Here is a 14,365-nt window from a genome sequence, read left to right on the forward strand (position 1 = left end):
CAGAGTCCGTGTACGCGCGAAGCACACGCGTAAAACAGCAGCGACCGCACGGGATGCGGGTCCCTTGCGGTCGGGAAGGGTGGTGGGTGGTCGGTCTGCGTACCAGTCGGTCTGCGTGTCAGGGGTGTCCGGGCATGGCCGAGCCCCCTCGGCCAGGACGGCGGACCGGTCGAGAGGGCTCTATCAGTGGTGCGGAGGCAGGGCGTCGAGCGACCTCAGTCGAGGTCGAAGGCGCCCTTGTTCATTTCCTGTACGAAGGCATTCCATGACGTGGGGACGAAGGAGATCGAGGGGCCCTCGGGCGCCTTCGAGTCCCGGACGGCAATGGACTGGACGACGGGGGACCTGACCTCTACGCACGCGCCGTTTCCGCCGGAGTACGAGGACTTGGTCCACGCGTCCGTAGCGCCGTGAAGAATTGCCATGTTCGCTCCGGTTCACCGAGTGGTGGGACATCGCGCCAACGTCTTGCTGGCATGATCGACGCTACTCGCCTCACTCGATGGGCGGGACAGCCCTTCACTCGTCCTGATGGCTTCTATTGCTGGAGCCTTACGCGCCACGGCGGTTGAGGTGTACGGTGCCCTCTCCCCGGGCGCGGTCGGCTCAGCGGCGTCGCGGTGGTGGCTGTGTGAGTCAGGTGGCTCGGGTGGCTCAGGAGGGCTCAGCGGGCGTATTCCTTGGCGATATTCGCGATGAACTGCCGGGTCTGGTCGACATTCAGGGCCTGGGCGCGAAGATGCTCGTACATCACGCTGTACCGCTGTACATCATTCGCCTTCTCCAGATAGAGATCGCTGGTCACGCCCTCGATATAGACCACGCTGGAGTCCGCGGCGTCCGGGAATTCGAGAATCGCGTAATGCCCGCTGATCCCGGGGTGCGCTCCCATGTCGAACGGCAGTACCTGCACGGTCACATGGGGAAGCTGTGACTGCTCGACGAGATGCTCCAGCTGCTCCCGCATGAGCTGCCGCCCGCCGACGGCCCGGCGCAGCGCGGACTCGTCGACCACGGCCCAGAGACGGAGCGGGTTCTCGGGGGAGTTGATGCGGTCCTGGCGCCTGATCCGTACGCCCACGCGCTTCTCGACATCGGGCGCGGCGGACTCCGGCAGCGCGCCGTTGATCAGCGCCTCCGCGTAGGCGCGGGTCTGGAGCAGTCCGGGGACCACCTGCGGTTCGAAGACCCGGAGCGAGGCGGCGTCGGTCTCCAGACCGATGTAGACGCTGTACGGGATGTCGCCGAAGGCGTGCCACCAGCCCTGCTGACGGGAGTCCTTGGCCATTTGCATCAGCGAGTCGACGATGCGGTGGTCCTCGACCTCGTACACCCCGCAGAGGTCGCGGACATCGCGCTGGCTGATGGAACGGCGGCCGTTCTCCAGGCGGCTGATCTTCGACTGGGAGACCAGCAGGCGCTCCGCCACCTCCTCCGCCGTCATGCCCTTGATCTCCCGGAGCCGGCGCAACTCCTGGCCCAATCGGCGTCGCCTGACGGTGGGGTTGACGTTGGACGCCACGGAAACTGCACCTCCGACTGGGTAGCCGTACGTATCTACTGCTCAGCAGACTGCCACCAAAGGTCCCAACTGCGCTGGGAAATGGCGACAGTGGCGGACAGCGGCGACGGTGGTGCGTGCGCCGGTGTGCGCCTTCGAGCGTGCGTGGGTGGCGCCGGGCCCGGCCCGGGGCCGGGGGCGAGGGTGCGGTTTCCCGGCCAGGACTGTCACGGACCTGTCACGGGCCCGTCATGAGGCCGCTACGGGACGGCTACGGGGGCGCTACAAGCGGGCGGGGTGCGGCGAGGCCCCGGCGGCGCGCAGGGGGCTTCGGCGCGCGCTGTGGGGCCGTACGTACCGCCGGATGGGGCGGGGCCGGAACGCGGCGCGCGGGGCAGCCCGTTGAGAACAGGCTGCCCCGCGCGTCTCTTGCGGCTCCCGAACCGGCTCTGGGGACGTCGGTGCGACGTTGTAGCGGCGGTGCTTCTTCGGTTGTTCGGTTGTACGGCTCATGCGCTGCTGTACGCCTCATGCGCTGCGTCAAGCGCACTCAGGCTGCGTGAAGCGCACTCAGTGCGCCGCGACGCGAGCCATTTTCCCGCGGTTCGGCTGCGACGGTACGGCCGACGGCCGGCCGCCCGGGGCGCTGGGTGGGGCACCCTGAGCGGGGTTGCGGCGCTGCTGCGCGCCCACGCCGTTCTGGACGTCCATCACGGCGTGCGCCACCAGGCCGCCCATCGGGTCGTGCCTGATCAGGTCCCGGAGCCGGGAGCGCGACGAGCGCCCCTCGTTACCCGGGTACAGGTGCTTGCCGAGTCCGACCGCGTGGGCCAGTGCGGCGAGCGCCGCGGTCCGCGGGTCCGGTGGTACGCCGGTGCGGATCGCACTGTCCAGCCGGGCCCTGATCTCCCGGCTGATCGCCGTCTCCGTCGCCTGGTAGCGCGTCGTCGGCAGCACCCCGCACATCTGGCCCGCCACGGCATGCACCATGCCGCACCGCTCCAGATGCGAGAGATAGGTCTGGCGCAGCCCCAGCCGGGGCCCGCCAATCCAGTGGACGGCCCGAACCGGGCTGCCGCGCCTGCGCAGCAGTTCCAGCGCGGAGTCCAGAGTCGGATCTCCGGTCGGCCGTGGCATCACCACGGCGATACGATCCCCGTCAGGGGCTATCCGTCCTGCCAGAGCCAGCTCTACTAGCTGTGCTCCGGCCAGGCCGAGGTCGAGCGACTGCGGCTGCGCTGTGGTACCCGTGGCCGGGTCCAGAGCGAGCAGCAGAAGCTCCTCCGGAATTGTTCTGCGGCTCCTGCCCATCCATGCCTCCCCGCGTGGATGAATGACAGGGTGACCCCTCTCACATTGGTCTGTCGAGAGCGCCTGGGTGCTTTGTGCGGGAACCGTTATGTATGTCGTTCTCGTCTTGCCCGGGGAGCGTGGTCCCAGAGCAGGACACTGATGATGGTTCGGACAGCGTTCGGACGGTGTTCGGACAGCGCGGTACGTCGGCGGTATGTCGGATGAGACATGAAGGAGACACGGTGGCGGGCGAGTCCCCCGGCAAGTCGGAGCAGCGGAACCCGTCGGGGTCGGGGGAGACGGGGGACACGACTCCGGGCGAACGCGACCCGCGGCTCGCGGTCTTCCGAGATCCGCCCCAGGACCGCCCGTCCTCACCCGTAGCAACCGCAAATCGCACACCCGCGGACCGAACCCTGACCTTGACCCCGGACCGGCCGGTCACGGCTCCGGTGAGGCCGGATGGCGGTACGACGGGAACCCGTGCGAGTGGCTCGGAGCCGCCGGCCGACGAGGCCCGGGCCGGTGCTTCGGAGTCCGGCGACTCGGCTACGGGCGCGGCGCGGGGCGACGCGGCCGCTCGGGGTGGCACCGCGCCTGCGGCCGTGGAGCCCGACGGCTCCGGCCGTGCGGGCCTTGCCCGTACCGATGGCCCGGAGTTGGGCAACTCCGCTACGGGTGCCGCTCGCGCCGGCACCCCGTCGCGCAGCGACGAACAGGGCACGCGGGGCGAGGCCGCGCGTGCGGATGGGACCCGGGCGGGCGGCGCCGAGCCCGTCGGTTCCGGCCGCGCCGGCGACGGGGCTGCCCAGGGCGCCGCCGTCTCTGTGGCTGACCGGGAGTCCGATGACTCCAGCCGTACGGGCTCGGAGGGTTCGGCCCGGCAGGGGGGTACGGGCGTAGCCCGCGCGGGCGTTCCGTCGCGCCGCGACGAGGCGGGGCGCGATGTCCCGGCAGCGGGCAAGCCCGCGCCCACAGACACGGCTCGCGGAGGCGAGACCGCTGAAGGCGGCTCCGCCGCGACTGCGGCTGCCCGGCCTGGCGAGGCGGACGCGGGCTCTGTCGACGGAAGCGTGCGGGATGGCTCCGGCCGTGTCGGCGAGGAGGGCCGGGGCTCTGCCTCGGCGGGCGCTGTGCGGGGCGATGGCTCCGGTACGGGTACGGCTCGTCCTGGCGCTTCGTCGCCTGGTGGCGAGGAAGGGCGAGCCGAGGCCCCGGCGCAAGGTGGCGCGGAGTCCGGGGACGCCGTGCGCGGGGGCGAGTCGGCGTCTTCGGGTGCGGCCCGGAAGCCCGGGCCGGAGTCCGGTGACTCCGGGCGTGGCGGCGCCCCTGTTGGCGATTCTCGTGGCGGCGAGGCTGCCCGGGACGGTGCCCGGCAGGGCTCCGCCGATGGTCCGGCGCGGAGCGACGGGAACGCTCCGGGCAGTTCCGCCTCCGCGGGCACCGCCCAGCAGGGCGAGGGCGAGGGCGCCCAGGGCCGTGCCGCTGACGGGCCGGCCGAAGGCAGCGCCCCCGCGCCCGCCAAGGACGCGCCCGCCAAAGACGCACCCGCCGACACGCGGCCAGGCCCCGCCTGGGCCCGTGACGGGATCGATCAGCCCACCGCCGTCCTCACCACGCGGCCGCCGCGGATCGATCAGCCGACCACCTCCCTCAAGCTGCCCCGCGAGCCCGCGAGCACCTTCGTACCGCTGCGGCCCGACCCGCTCCGGCCCGACCCGTCGCAGCCCGACTCCTCCCAGCCCGACGCCGAGCGGACCCGGCAGCAGCCCATGCCGCCGCTGCCGCCGCTCGATCTGCTCGCCGAGCTGACGAACACCCCGCCGCCGCCCGAGACCCCCGTCCGTACCGTCGTCCGGCGCGTCAAGATCTGGACCCCGCTGGTTCTGCTCCTGCTGATCGTCTTCGGCGTCGTACAGTCCCTGCGCCCCCTCCCCGCCCCCCGGCTCGCGCTGTCCGCCGACCCCACGTACACCTTCGAGGGCGGCGAACTCGACCTGCCGTGGCCGAACGAGGGGCAGGGCGGCGTCGTGGTCGAGGGCGTCGGGACCGTCGGCATGTACGGCGAGCAGAAGCCCGCCCCCATCGCCAGCGTCGCCAAGACGATGACCGCGTACGTGATCCTCAAGGACCACCCCATCAGCGGCGACCAGGTCGGCCCGCAGATCACCGTCGACAAACAGGCCGGCGAGGAGTCCAACCGTCCCGACGAGTCGACGGCGCCCATAGAGGAGGGCGAGCAGTTCACCCTGAAGCAGATGCTTCAGCTCCTCATGATCCCCTCGGGCAACAACGCCGCGCGCCTGCTCGCCCGCTGGGACTCCACGACCGAGGAGGCGTTCGTCAAGAAGATGAACGCCGCCGCCCAGGAACTCGGCATGACCGACACGACGTACACGGACCCGAGCGGCCTCCAGGCCACCACCGTGTCCACCGCCGCCGACCAGATCGAACTCGGCAAGGCGGTCATGCAGAACGAGGTGTTCCGCGAGATCGTCAACACCCCGCAGATAAAGATCCCGGGCGTCGAGCCGATGATCTACAACAACAACCGGATCCTGCTGGAGCCGGGCGTGAGCGGAATCAAGACCGGTTCGTCCACCCCGGCCGGAGGCAATCTGCTCTGGTCCGCGAACACCGTCGTCGACGGCAAGAACCGCCGGATCATCGGCGCGGTCATGGGCGCGCAGCAGGGCACGACCCTGGACGACAAGCTTCAGCTCTCGATCGACAACAGCCTCAAGGTGATCAAGGCCGCGCAGGAGGGCGTCACCTCCGCCGGGGTCGTCAAGAAGGGCGAGGTCGTCGGGTACGTGGACGACGGCCTCGGCGGCCGGACCCCGGTCGTGGCGACGAAGGAGCTCAGGGCGGTCGGCTGGGCCGGGCTCGATGTGAAGCTGAACCTGGGCGCGGGTGCCGGGCGCGAGGTTCCGCACACGGCGGAGGCGGGCACGGTGGTCGGCGAACTGACCATCGGTACGGGTGCGGGCAAGGTCTCCACCCCGGTCGCGCTCCAGCGGGCCCTGGCGGAACCGGGCTTCGGCGCGAGGCTGACGCGCGTGGGCTGAGCGGGTGCGGGTCCGGGGCCGGGTCCGGGGCGAGCGGCTCCACGGCCGGCCCCGGACGGACCCTTCGGCCCGCGTCGGCTGCTCCGGCCGGACCGGTCCGGCCGAGCCAGGTCCGGACCCGCCCCGCCCGGACTTTCCGGACCCGCGCTGGCCGATCCGGCGGGGCCCGGCCCATGTCCGTCCGGTGTCCGGCCGGGCACCAGCACACCGACGCCCGGGGAGGGCGGCCCTTATGGGCCCCTCCCCGGGCGTCGTCACGTGCTAGCGTCCCGAAACGGACATCTGCCAGGGTGACCGGACCGACCGGGCGGCACCGACCGGGCAACTGCGGGGCGCGGGGCGGCGTCCTTGCCCACATCGGCCGTGCCGGGCATGCCGGGCATCGGCGTACCCGCCGAGAGCCGCCGTACCGCGCGGGCAGGCGACCGCCGGGCGGTGAGACGGAAAGACGTGGAGAGCCGCAGTGACCACCACTGAGCCGACGCACGCCGACGGCAGCGAGGGACCGGCCCCCGGGCCGCGAATAGGGCTGCCCGCCCTCCAGCCGGACCCGGATCTTCACGAGAAGCCGACCCCGGATCCCCAGCTGGACCCCGCACCCCAGCCGGAAACCGGCACCGCCCCCGGCCCGGCATCTCAGCCGGAACCCACCACCGGCCCCGCCGCCCAGCCTGAGCCGGGCACCAGCCCCGCCCCGACCCCGGCCCCCCAGCCGGAAACCGGCACCGCCCCGAAGCCCGCACCTCAGCCAGGTACCCCGGCTCCGGAGCCCGCCTTCACCCCGGATCCCGCTCCAACCCCCCGTCCGACCCTCCGTACCCGTATCGAGCGGCACCCCGTTCTCGCCACCACCCTTGTCGCCGCCGTCGTTCACATCGTCTGGTTCTTCTTCTTCGCCAACAGCGGTGGCGACATCGCCGCGCAGGACGCCTGGGCCGAGTTCGTCGGGCGCTATCCCGACTCCGCGTACAACCTGGCCTGGTACGGCGGCATGCACCCCGTCTCGTACAGCGTCGTCTCGCCGTATCTGATGTCCGTCCTCGGCGTGCGTACGACGATGATGGTCGCCGGCACTGTGTCCGCCGCCCTGACCGCGCTGATCCTGGCCCGCGTCCGCGCCGTGCGGAATCCGGTGGCGTGCTCGGTCGCCGGGATCTTCGCGTTCCTCTGCAACGCGCTGTCCGGGCGCGTCACCTTCGGCCTCGGCGTGATGTTCGCGCTCGGCGCGGTCGCCGCCGTCTTCTGCTGGCCGCACCGCTGGCGTACGAAACGCTGGGCCAAAGCCGTTGCCGCCGCCCCCCTCGCCGGGCTCGCGACCGCGGCCAGCCCGGTGGCCGGGCTGTTCCTCGGGGTCGTCGCGGCGGCGCTCTTCCTCAACAAGCGGCGCCCCGGCGCGTACGCCCTCGGTCTCGCGCCCGCCGCCGTTGTGGCGCTGTCGGCCTGGCTGTTCCCGTTCTCCGGTACGCAGCCGATGTCCGTGGGGACGGCGTCGCTGCCGTTCCTGTACGCGGTGCTCGTGTTCGTTCTCGTACCGAAGGAGTGGCGTACGGTCAGGGCCGCCGCGGCCGTCTACGGCGTCGGGGTGCTGCTGACGTATGTGATCGACTCGCAGATCGGGTCGAACGTGTCCCGGTTCGCGATGATCATCGCGGGCGTGGTGCTGTGGGCGGTCATGCCGTACACCGCGTCCCGCACCCGCCGCCGGTACGCCCTCGTCCTCGCCTTCGCCGGGCTCAATCTCTGGATCGGTTTCAAGGGCGTGGACGACATGGTGCGTACGGCGCCGACGGCGTCCTGGGCCCGCGAGCTGGCGCCGCTGGTCAACCAGTTGCAGCAGGTCGGCGCGGAGAAGGGGCGGGTCGAGGTGGTCCCCGCCAGCAGCCACCGCGAGGCCTCGGCGCTCGCCCCGTACGTCAATCTCGCCCGCGGCTGGAACCGGCAGGCCGACATGGAGCGCAACCCGCTCTTCTACGACGACACCCTCACCGCCGAGAACTACCGCGGCTGGCTCGACCGCTGGGCCGTGCACTTCGTCGTACTGCCCAAGGGCAAGCCCGACTCGGGCGCCGACCTGGAGGCGGAACTCGTACGGCGCGGACAGCCGTACCTCGAACACCTCTGGGGCGACGCCAACTGGCAGCTCTACGCCGTCAAGGACCCCAAGCCGCTGGCCGACCCGCCCGCGACCGTGGACCGGGCGGCTGCGGGCGAGCTGACGATCCATGTGAGGTCGGCGGGGCGGGTGCTGATCCGGATCCCGTACTCGCCGTGGCTGGGGCTGGTCGACGAGGACGGCAAGAGTGTCGTACCGCCGCGGGAGACGGCGGCGTCGAAGGCGGACGAGGACGGGCCCAAGGTCTACACCAACCCCAACGGCTGTCTGATGAAGGCCGAGGAGACGGTGGAGGGAGACGAGTGGACCCTGCTCCTGGCGCCGCGGCCGGGCGTCTACCGGCTGGCGGCGCCGTACCAGCTCCCGCGGGGGACGGGGTGCCCGGAGGAGCTGCGGTAGCCGGGGGAGGGGGGAGGGGGAGTCCGGGCCGGGGGTACGGGGGCGGCGCGGCCGGGCGCGGCGGCTCGGCCGGGGCGGCGGCCTGGCCGGCTCGGCCGGAGCGGTGGGGACGGTGTCTCACGCGAATCGGCGGCTTCTGCTGCCGGGCGGCCCCGTGATCCCCCATAGTGAGGCGGCATGAGGTGCGAACGGTGCGGGAACGGCCGGGGAGGCCCGCTGCCGGGCATGGTCTGCCCCGTGTGCGGGGCTGAAACCCGTACCACTTCTCGTACGGGACCCCGTACACGTACGGAACTCCGAACGCAGCGAAGAGCGCACCGAAGTGCGCACCGGAGAGCGCCCTCGGCGCGCGACTCCCCCTCGCGGGGCCAAGTGCTCGCCGTGGTGGTGCTGGCGCTGTGCTGTGTGGGCGCGACGGTCGCGGCGGTGGCCGGTTCGGGCAGCGGGAACCCCGTCGAGGACACCGGACCCCGCGCCGCACCGACCGGGTTCGGACCCCCGCAACTGCCGGGCCTGGCGGGCGCGGCAGACCCGAGCGAGAGCGCCGATCCGGCCGACACAACCCCCGGCTCCGGCATCGGCTCCGGCACGGACTCCGGCTCCAGCACTGAGTCCGGCTCCGGCTCCGCCGGCGGTTTCACGGCCTGGGCGGGCCCCGGCTGCACCACCGGCGCGTACGAGGAGCACGGCCGCTTCGAGAACGGCGACGCCGCCTGGTACACCGTCCCCTCCGGCGGCCACCGCGACGCCTCCTGCGACGGCAGCTTCACCGCCGTCCCGATGTCCGGCAGTCCCGACCACGACCGCGGCTCCACCGCGATCTGGTCCTGGAAACTGGGCAAGGAGTACGCGCGCTGCGCCCTCGCCGTCTACGTACCGGACAGCGGCCACGCCCCCGACTCCGCCGGCCACCCCACGGTCTACAGAGTCCTGACCACCACCTCACCCACCCCCTCAAGCACCACCCCCTCAAGCACCACCCCCTCACCCACCTTCGGCATCCACCAGACCACCCACCGCGGCACCCTGGTCGACGTCGGCAGCTACCCGGTCGAGGGCGACTCCTTCGCGGTCCAACTCCTCGACCGAGGCCAGGACTGGGGCACCCCCGACCGCTACTCCGCCCACCACGCGGCAGCCCAGATGAAACTCGCCTGCGCCTGAGCCGGATGGAACGCAGCCCGACCCGGCGCCGGCGGGCCCCAACGCCCGTACGAGTCAGCGGGCATATCGCGCTGCCTTGGACGACCGCAGCCGTACGTGCCTGATAAACGCCAGTCATCCGATGGGCACGGCCGAGGGCGCGCGGGGCCATCGGCCGTGCCGGGTACGGGAGTACGGAAGTCGTGCCGGAAGCGGGGCGCTACAGGCGTACCGGGTCAGCGGCCGAGCGCCCGGGCGAGCTGTCCCTTGTTCATCGACGAACGCCCTTCCACGCCACGCTTCTTGGCCTCGGCGTACAACTGGTCCTTCGTCGGCCCCTGCGCCCCGCTGTGCGACCGCTGCCCGCCGCGCTGCGACGCGGACTTGGGGTCGCGCATCGAGGTGCTGCTCGCAGTCTTCGCCTCCCCGGACCCCGCCCGCTCCTTGTTGACCGTGCGCGACGCCATCTCCTTCGCCCGGCCCGTGGGCGTACCACTCTTCTCCGCGCCCTCCTTGATGTGCTCGTACTGGCGCTCCCGTTTGGGACTCGAACCTCGCGGCATGTCACTTCTCCTTGACCCTGGCTCCGGCCCCTGGCGGGCCGGGCGCGTTCGACGACGACTGTGGGCGACGATGGGCGCGTACCCGCTGATCCACGGCCCTCACATCGGCCGCCGCGACACGCCCGCCCGTTCCCACTGCACGCCCGGAAGCGGCCCGGCGCGACACGAGGTGCGCCGTACGGGGGACGCCGTACGACGCCGTACACGTCGGTCGCGGACCGCCAAGGCCCGCCGCAGAGCAGCGTTTCGGTGCTACGGGCCCTCAGGGGGTGCTGTTCGGCGGCGCCGCTCGGGATGACCGCTGCCCGTACCAACTCCGGTGCGATACGGGCGCCTCGGCACCGGCCGACACCGTCGGAAGCCCGACGCCGACCCCCGCCGGAAACCCGGCACCTGCCCCCGGCCGGAGGCCTGGCGTCCGCCCCGGTGCCGGGCGTCGTCCTGCACTGCCGCCGGGCTCACTCCCGTACCCCCGCCACCTCCACCGCCCTCTGGCGCAGCGCGAGGCCGGCGGGCACGACCGAGGAGATCACCGCCAGCACCGCGCAGGCGGCCACGACCGTGCCGAGTGCCTGCCACGGGATCTCTATGGACGTCCACACCGACAAGATGCCCAAGGCGCTCCACATGCCCAGCAGGTTGAGCCCGGCCACCAGCAGGCCCAGTGCTCCGCCGACCGCGACCACCGTCAGCGCCTCGGCGGCGACCAGGCGCAGTACCTGCCAGGTCGTGGCGCCGGTCAGGCGGAGTGTGGCCAGGTCGCGTATTCGGTCGGTGGTCGCCATGACCATCGTGTTGGCCAGGGAGATGCCGGTGTAGAGGAGGGCGATGCCGAGGACCAGCAGGAAGCCGAGCCGGGTCGTGCGGTTGGTCTCGGGGTAAGTGGCGCGTACCCACTGGTCCTTGGTGAGGACCTGCCCGCCGGACCGCCCGCCTGCCTGCTCTCCGGCCAGCCCGCCGGAAAGGCCTACTGCCTCGCGCAGTCCGGCGGCCACGGTGCTCGCGTCCGCGCCGTCCACGAGGGCGACATCGACGCGGTCGACGGTCGCGCCCGGGGCGTTGCGCGGGGTGATGTACACGCCGTTGCCGCCCGTGCCGGTGGGCATCACCGCGGCGATCCGCAGCGACTTCTTCGTACCGTCGCCGAGCCAGACGTCCACGCGCTGCCCCACGGAGTGTTTCTGCCACTCCTCGTTGACGATGATCGAGCCGTCGTCGAGGTCGGCCGCGCTCCCGGCGCTGAGCGGCAGTCGCGTGGTGGCGGTGAGCGGGCCGGGAGTGGCGGCGCGGGCATCGGACCTGATGAGCGCGATGCCGTCCTCCAGGACGTACACGGCGCTCGACGAGGTCGCGGACACCTCGGCGGCGCCGGGCACGGCACGCAGCCTGTTCAGCGTCGCCGCGTCAAAGCCCGCCCCGCCCGCCCCGCTGGAACCGCCCGCCCCGCTGGAACCCTCCGCCCCGCCTGCGCCGTCCGCCCCGCCCGCCGGGATCACCACGAAATCCGCGGCCGTCCGCTCCCGTACCTCCGTCGCCTTCGCCTCGTTCAGTACGGCGGTGGCGCCCAGCAGCGAGCCCGCCAGAGCGACCGTGACCAGGACGGGTGCCGCGACGGCGGCGGTGCGCCGGACACCGGCGGCGGCGTTCTCCCGTACGAGCATGCCGCCGGCCCCGGGCAGCCTGGCGGGAAGCCAGGCGATCAGCCGGGTCAGCGGGCCCACCAGGGCCGGCGCGAGCAGGGCGACCGCGGTGATCAGCAGCATCGGCCGGCTCACATAGGTCTTACGGTGCAGCAGCTCGCCCGGGTCGGTGACCAGGGCCAGTCCGAGCGTGACGGCGGCGGTCAGCAGCAGGGCCAGCCCGGCCGTCAGCCGCCCCCGCGTCATCGCCCCGTTGTCCACGGACGCCTCGCGCAACGCCTGGGCGGGGCCGGTCCTCCCCGCCCGCCAGGACGCGGCCGCCGCACCGCACAGCGCGACGAGCAGGCCGGTCCAGAAAGCCAGGTGGTACGGCCAGACGGCGCCGCCGATGGCGAACCAGCGCGGGGCGAGGCCACCCCGTACCACCTGTTCGGCGAGCAGCGGCGCCGCGTACGCGCCGAGCGCGCAGCCGACGGCCGAGGCGAGGACGCCCACCGCGAGGGCCTCGGCGACGACCATGCGGCGTATCTGTCCCGGAGTCGCCCCCGCGGTACGCAGCAGCCCGAACTCCCGGCGCCGCTGGGCCACCGCGAACGCGAAGGTGGACGCCACGACGAACACCGATACGAAGCCGGTGACCCCGCCGGCCGTGCCGAACATGGCGTTCATCGCGGTGAGGGCCTCGCTGTCCCGGTCGGGATCGGCGTCGGCGAACCGGCGGGCGTCGCCGGTGAGGACCCGTACGCCCGCGCTGCCGCGTACCGCCTCGCGCACGGCCGCGGCGTCGGCGGCCACGACCAACTGGACGCTGTGCGGGGAGAGCTGGGCGGCGCGCCGGTCGGTGAAGAAGACGGCGTTCTCGAAGGCGAGTGGGGCGGCGGTGCCGACGACTCGTACGGTGCCGTGGTCGGTCCGTATACGGGTGCCGGGCGCGGCCCAGTCACCGGTGACGACGACTTCGTCGGCGGTACGGGGTGCGCGCCCCGCGTCGATGCGGTACGGGGCGAACGCCGCCGTGGACCAAGGGTGGCCGATCAAGTCGCCGGCCTCCTCGGCTCCTTCGGCTGGTGCGGCTGGCGCGGCCCGTACGACTCGTATGACTCGTACGGCGAAGGACCGGTCCTCGACGACCGTACCGAGTTGCTTCAGCTTCGCGACGACTTCGGCGGGCACGGCACGAGGCCGCGCGAGCCGCTGGACCCGGTCGCCGACGGGCGTGGGCACCCGCAGCGTGTCCGCGCCTTTGACCACGACGGGGGCGGCGGCGAACCGCTCGGGCTCGCGCGCGGGCGCGTCCAGCGAGGACGCCAGCGCCAGGCCCATGACGGCGATCAGCGCCACGCCCAGGGAGAGGGCGACGAAACTGCCCACGAAGGTGACCCAGCGGGCGCGCAGCGTACGGAGGGCGGTACTCAGCACGGCACCGCCTCCGGCTTGGTCATGGGGGGCATGGCGATCACGGGCGCCGGGGGCCGGTGGTACGTCCTCCGCCTCCGCCTGGTCGCGGTGGCCGCGGCCTGGTCGTCCGTGCTCAGCACGGCGCGGCTTCCAGCCCGGTCATGAGTGCCCGGGTCATAAGTGCCCCGGTCATGAGTGCTCAGCACGGCACCGCCTCCAGCCTCGTCATACGCGCCGCGATCTCCTCGGCCGAGGCCCCGGTCAGCTCGCCGTTGACCCGTCCGTCGACGAGGAAGACCACTCGGTCCGCGTACGAGGCGGCCACCGGGTCGTGCGTGACCATGACGGTCGTCTGACCCCCGTCGTCGACCATGCCGCGCAGCAGCCCGAGCACCTCGCGGCCGGTCTGCGAGTCGAGGGCACCGGTCGGTTCGTCGCCGAAGAGGACCGCGGGACGCGTGATCAGCGCACGGGCCAGCGCGACCCGCTGCTGCTGGCCGCCGGACAGTTCCGACGGGCGGTGCCGCGCCCGCTCGGCGAGTCCGACCTGGCGCAGCACCTCCCGTACCCGGGCTTTCGAGGGGCGGCGGCCGGCGAGCCGCAGGGGCAGCGCCACGTTCTGCTCGGCGGTCAGTGAAGGCAGCAGGTTGAAGGCCTGGAAGACAAAGCCGACGTGCTCGCGGCGCAGCAGGGTCAGCTTGGTCTCGCTCAGCTTCGTCAGCTCGGTCCCGCCCACGGTGACCGAGCCCGATGTGGGACGGTCCAGCCCGGCCGCGCACTGCAGCAGCGTCGACTTGCCGGAGCCGGAAGGGCCCATGACGGCGGTGAAGGTTCCGCTCGGGAAGGAGAGCGAGACCTGGTCGAGGGCGTTCACGGCTCCGCCGGCCGATCCGTACCGCCTTGTGACGCGGTGCAATTGAATGGCGTCGTTACTCATCTGTCCCCACTTGGTTCCCCGTCTGTCCCCACTTGGTTCCCCCGCGTATCGGCGTCGGTGCGGGTATCGGCGTTGGTGCCTGCTCCACGAAACCGTGCGGACGCACCGCGGCGCAGTGAGGCAGGTACGAGACTTGAGGTAGGGACAGACCTACCCCCGGTCCTCCACCTGGCCCGATGGCACAACAAGCCGCAGCGCTCCTACCGTTGTCCGCATGCACCCCGCGATGCACCCCGCGATCCCCGGGCATTCCGCGAGCCCCGTGCACGCCGAGCCGCCCGTGCACTCCGAGCGCCCCGTGCACTCCGTG

The 14,365-nt window shown here is 72.5% G+C and carries 9 protein-coding genes; 3 read left to right on the forward strand and 6 right to left on the reverse strand.

What is annotated here, in order from left to right; translation table 11 throughout:
* Positions 1-215: 215 nt before the first annotated feature.
* From ACFU9P_RS24180 to ACFU9P_RS24190, 3 genes are all read right to left on the reverse strand, one after another.
* The gene (locus ACFU9P_RS24180; RefSeq protein WP_384084287.1) at positions 216-425 is read right to left on the reverse strand and encodes a DUF397 domain-containing protein; all 210 of its coding nucleotides are present in this window, start codon (positions 423-425) and stop codon (positions 216-218) included.
* Between the two features lie 239 nt (positions 426-664).
* Positions 665-1,522 (reverse strand): helix-turn-helix domain-containing protein, encoded by an 858-nt coding sequence (locus tag ACFU9P_RS24185; protein WP_376377529.1) that lies wholly within the window; start codon positions 1,520-1,522, stop codon positions 665-667.
* A 549-nt stretch (positions 1,523-2,071) separates the two neighbouring features.
* The gene (locus tag ACFU9P_RS24190; protein WP_217308183.1) at positions 2,072-2,812 is read right to left on the reverse strand and encodes a GPP34 family phosphoprotein; all 741 of its coding nucleotides are present in this window, start codon (positions 2,810-2,812) and stop codon (positions 2,072-2,074) included.
* Between the two features lie 203 nt (positions 2,813-3,015).
* Between ACFU9P_RS24190 and ACFU9P_RS24195 the strand changes: the two genes are divergently transcribed.
* From ACFU9P_RS24195 to ACFU9P_RS24205, 3 genes are all read left to right on the forward strand, one after another.
* The gene (locus ACFU9P_RS24195) at positions 3,016-5,862 is read left to right on the forward strand and encodes a serine hydrolase (protein WP_384084291.1); all 2,847 of its coding nucleotides are present in this window, start codon (positions 3,016-3,018) and stop codon (positions 5,860-5,862) included.
* Positions 5,863-6,325: 463 nt separating this feature from the next.
* Positions 6,326-8,374: an MFS transporter gene (locus ACFU9P_RS24200; RefSeq protein ID WP_384084294.1), complete on the forward strand. Its 2,049-nt coding sequence runs from the start codon at positions 6,326-6,328 to the stop codon at positions 8,372-8,374.
* 372 nt (positions 8,375-8,746) lie between these two features.
* The gene (locus tag ACFU9P_RS24205; RefSeq protein ID WP_384084297.1) at positions 8,747-9,538 is read left to right on the forward strand and encodes an adhesin; all 792 of its coding nucleotides are present in this window, start codon (positions 8,747-8,749) and stop codon (positions 9,536-9,538) included.
* A 215-nt stretch (positions 9,539-9,753) separates the two neighbouring features.
* Here ACFU9P_RS24205 and ACFU9P_RS24210 read toward each other — a convergent pair whose 3' ends face one another.
* The 3 genes from ACFU9P_RS24210 to ACFU9P_RS24220 all read right to left on the reverse strand — a co-directional run bounded on the left by ACFU9P_RS24210 (position 9,754) and on the right by ACFU9P_RS24220 (position 14,055).
* Complete coding sequence (locus ACFU9P_RS24210) at positions 9,754-10,080, reverse strand: plasmid stabilization protein (RefSeq protein ID WP_384084300.1); 327 nt, start codon at positions 10,078-10,080, stop codon at positions 9,754-9,756.
* Between the two features lie 458 nt (positions 10,081-10,538).
* A complete protein-coding gene (locus tag ACFU9P_RS24215; protein WP_384084303.1) occupies positions 10,539-13,139 on the reverse strand; it encodes an ABC transporter permease in 2,601 nt (866 codons plus the stop codon).
* Positions 13,140-13,317: 178 nt separating this feature from the next.
* Entirely contained in the window at positions 13,318-14,055 is a 738-nt protein-coding gene (locus ACFU9P_RS24220; RefSeq protein WP_376377538.1) for an ABC transporter ATP-binding protein, read from the reverse strand.
* Positions 14,056-14,365: the final 310 nt, after the last annotated feature.

Source organism: Streptomyces sp. NPDC057617, assembly GCF_042800555.1.
Classification (GTDB): Bacteria; Actinomycetota; Actinomycetes; order Streptomycetales; family Streptomycetaceae; genus Streptomyces.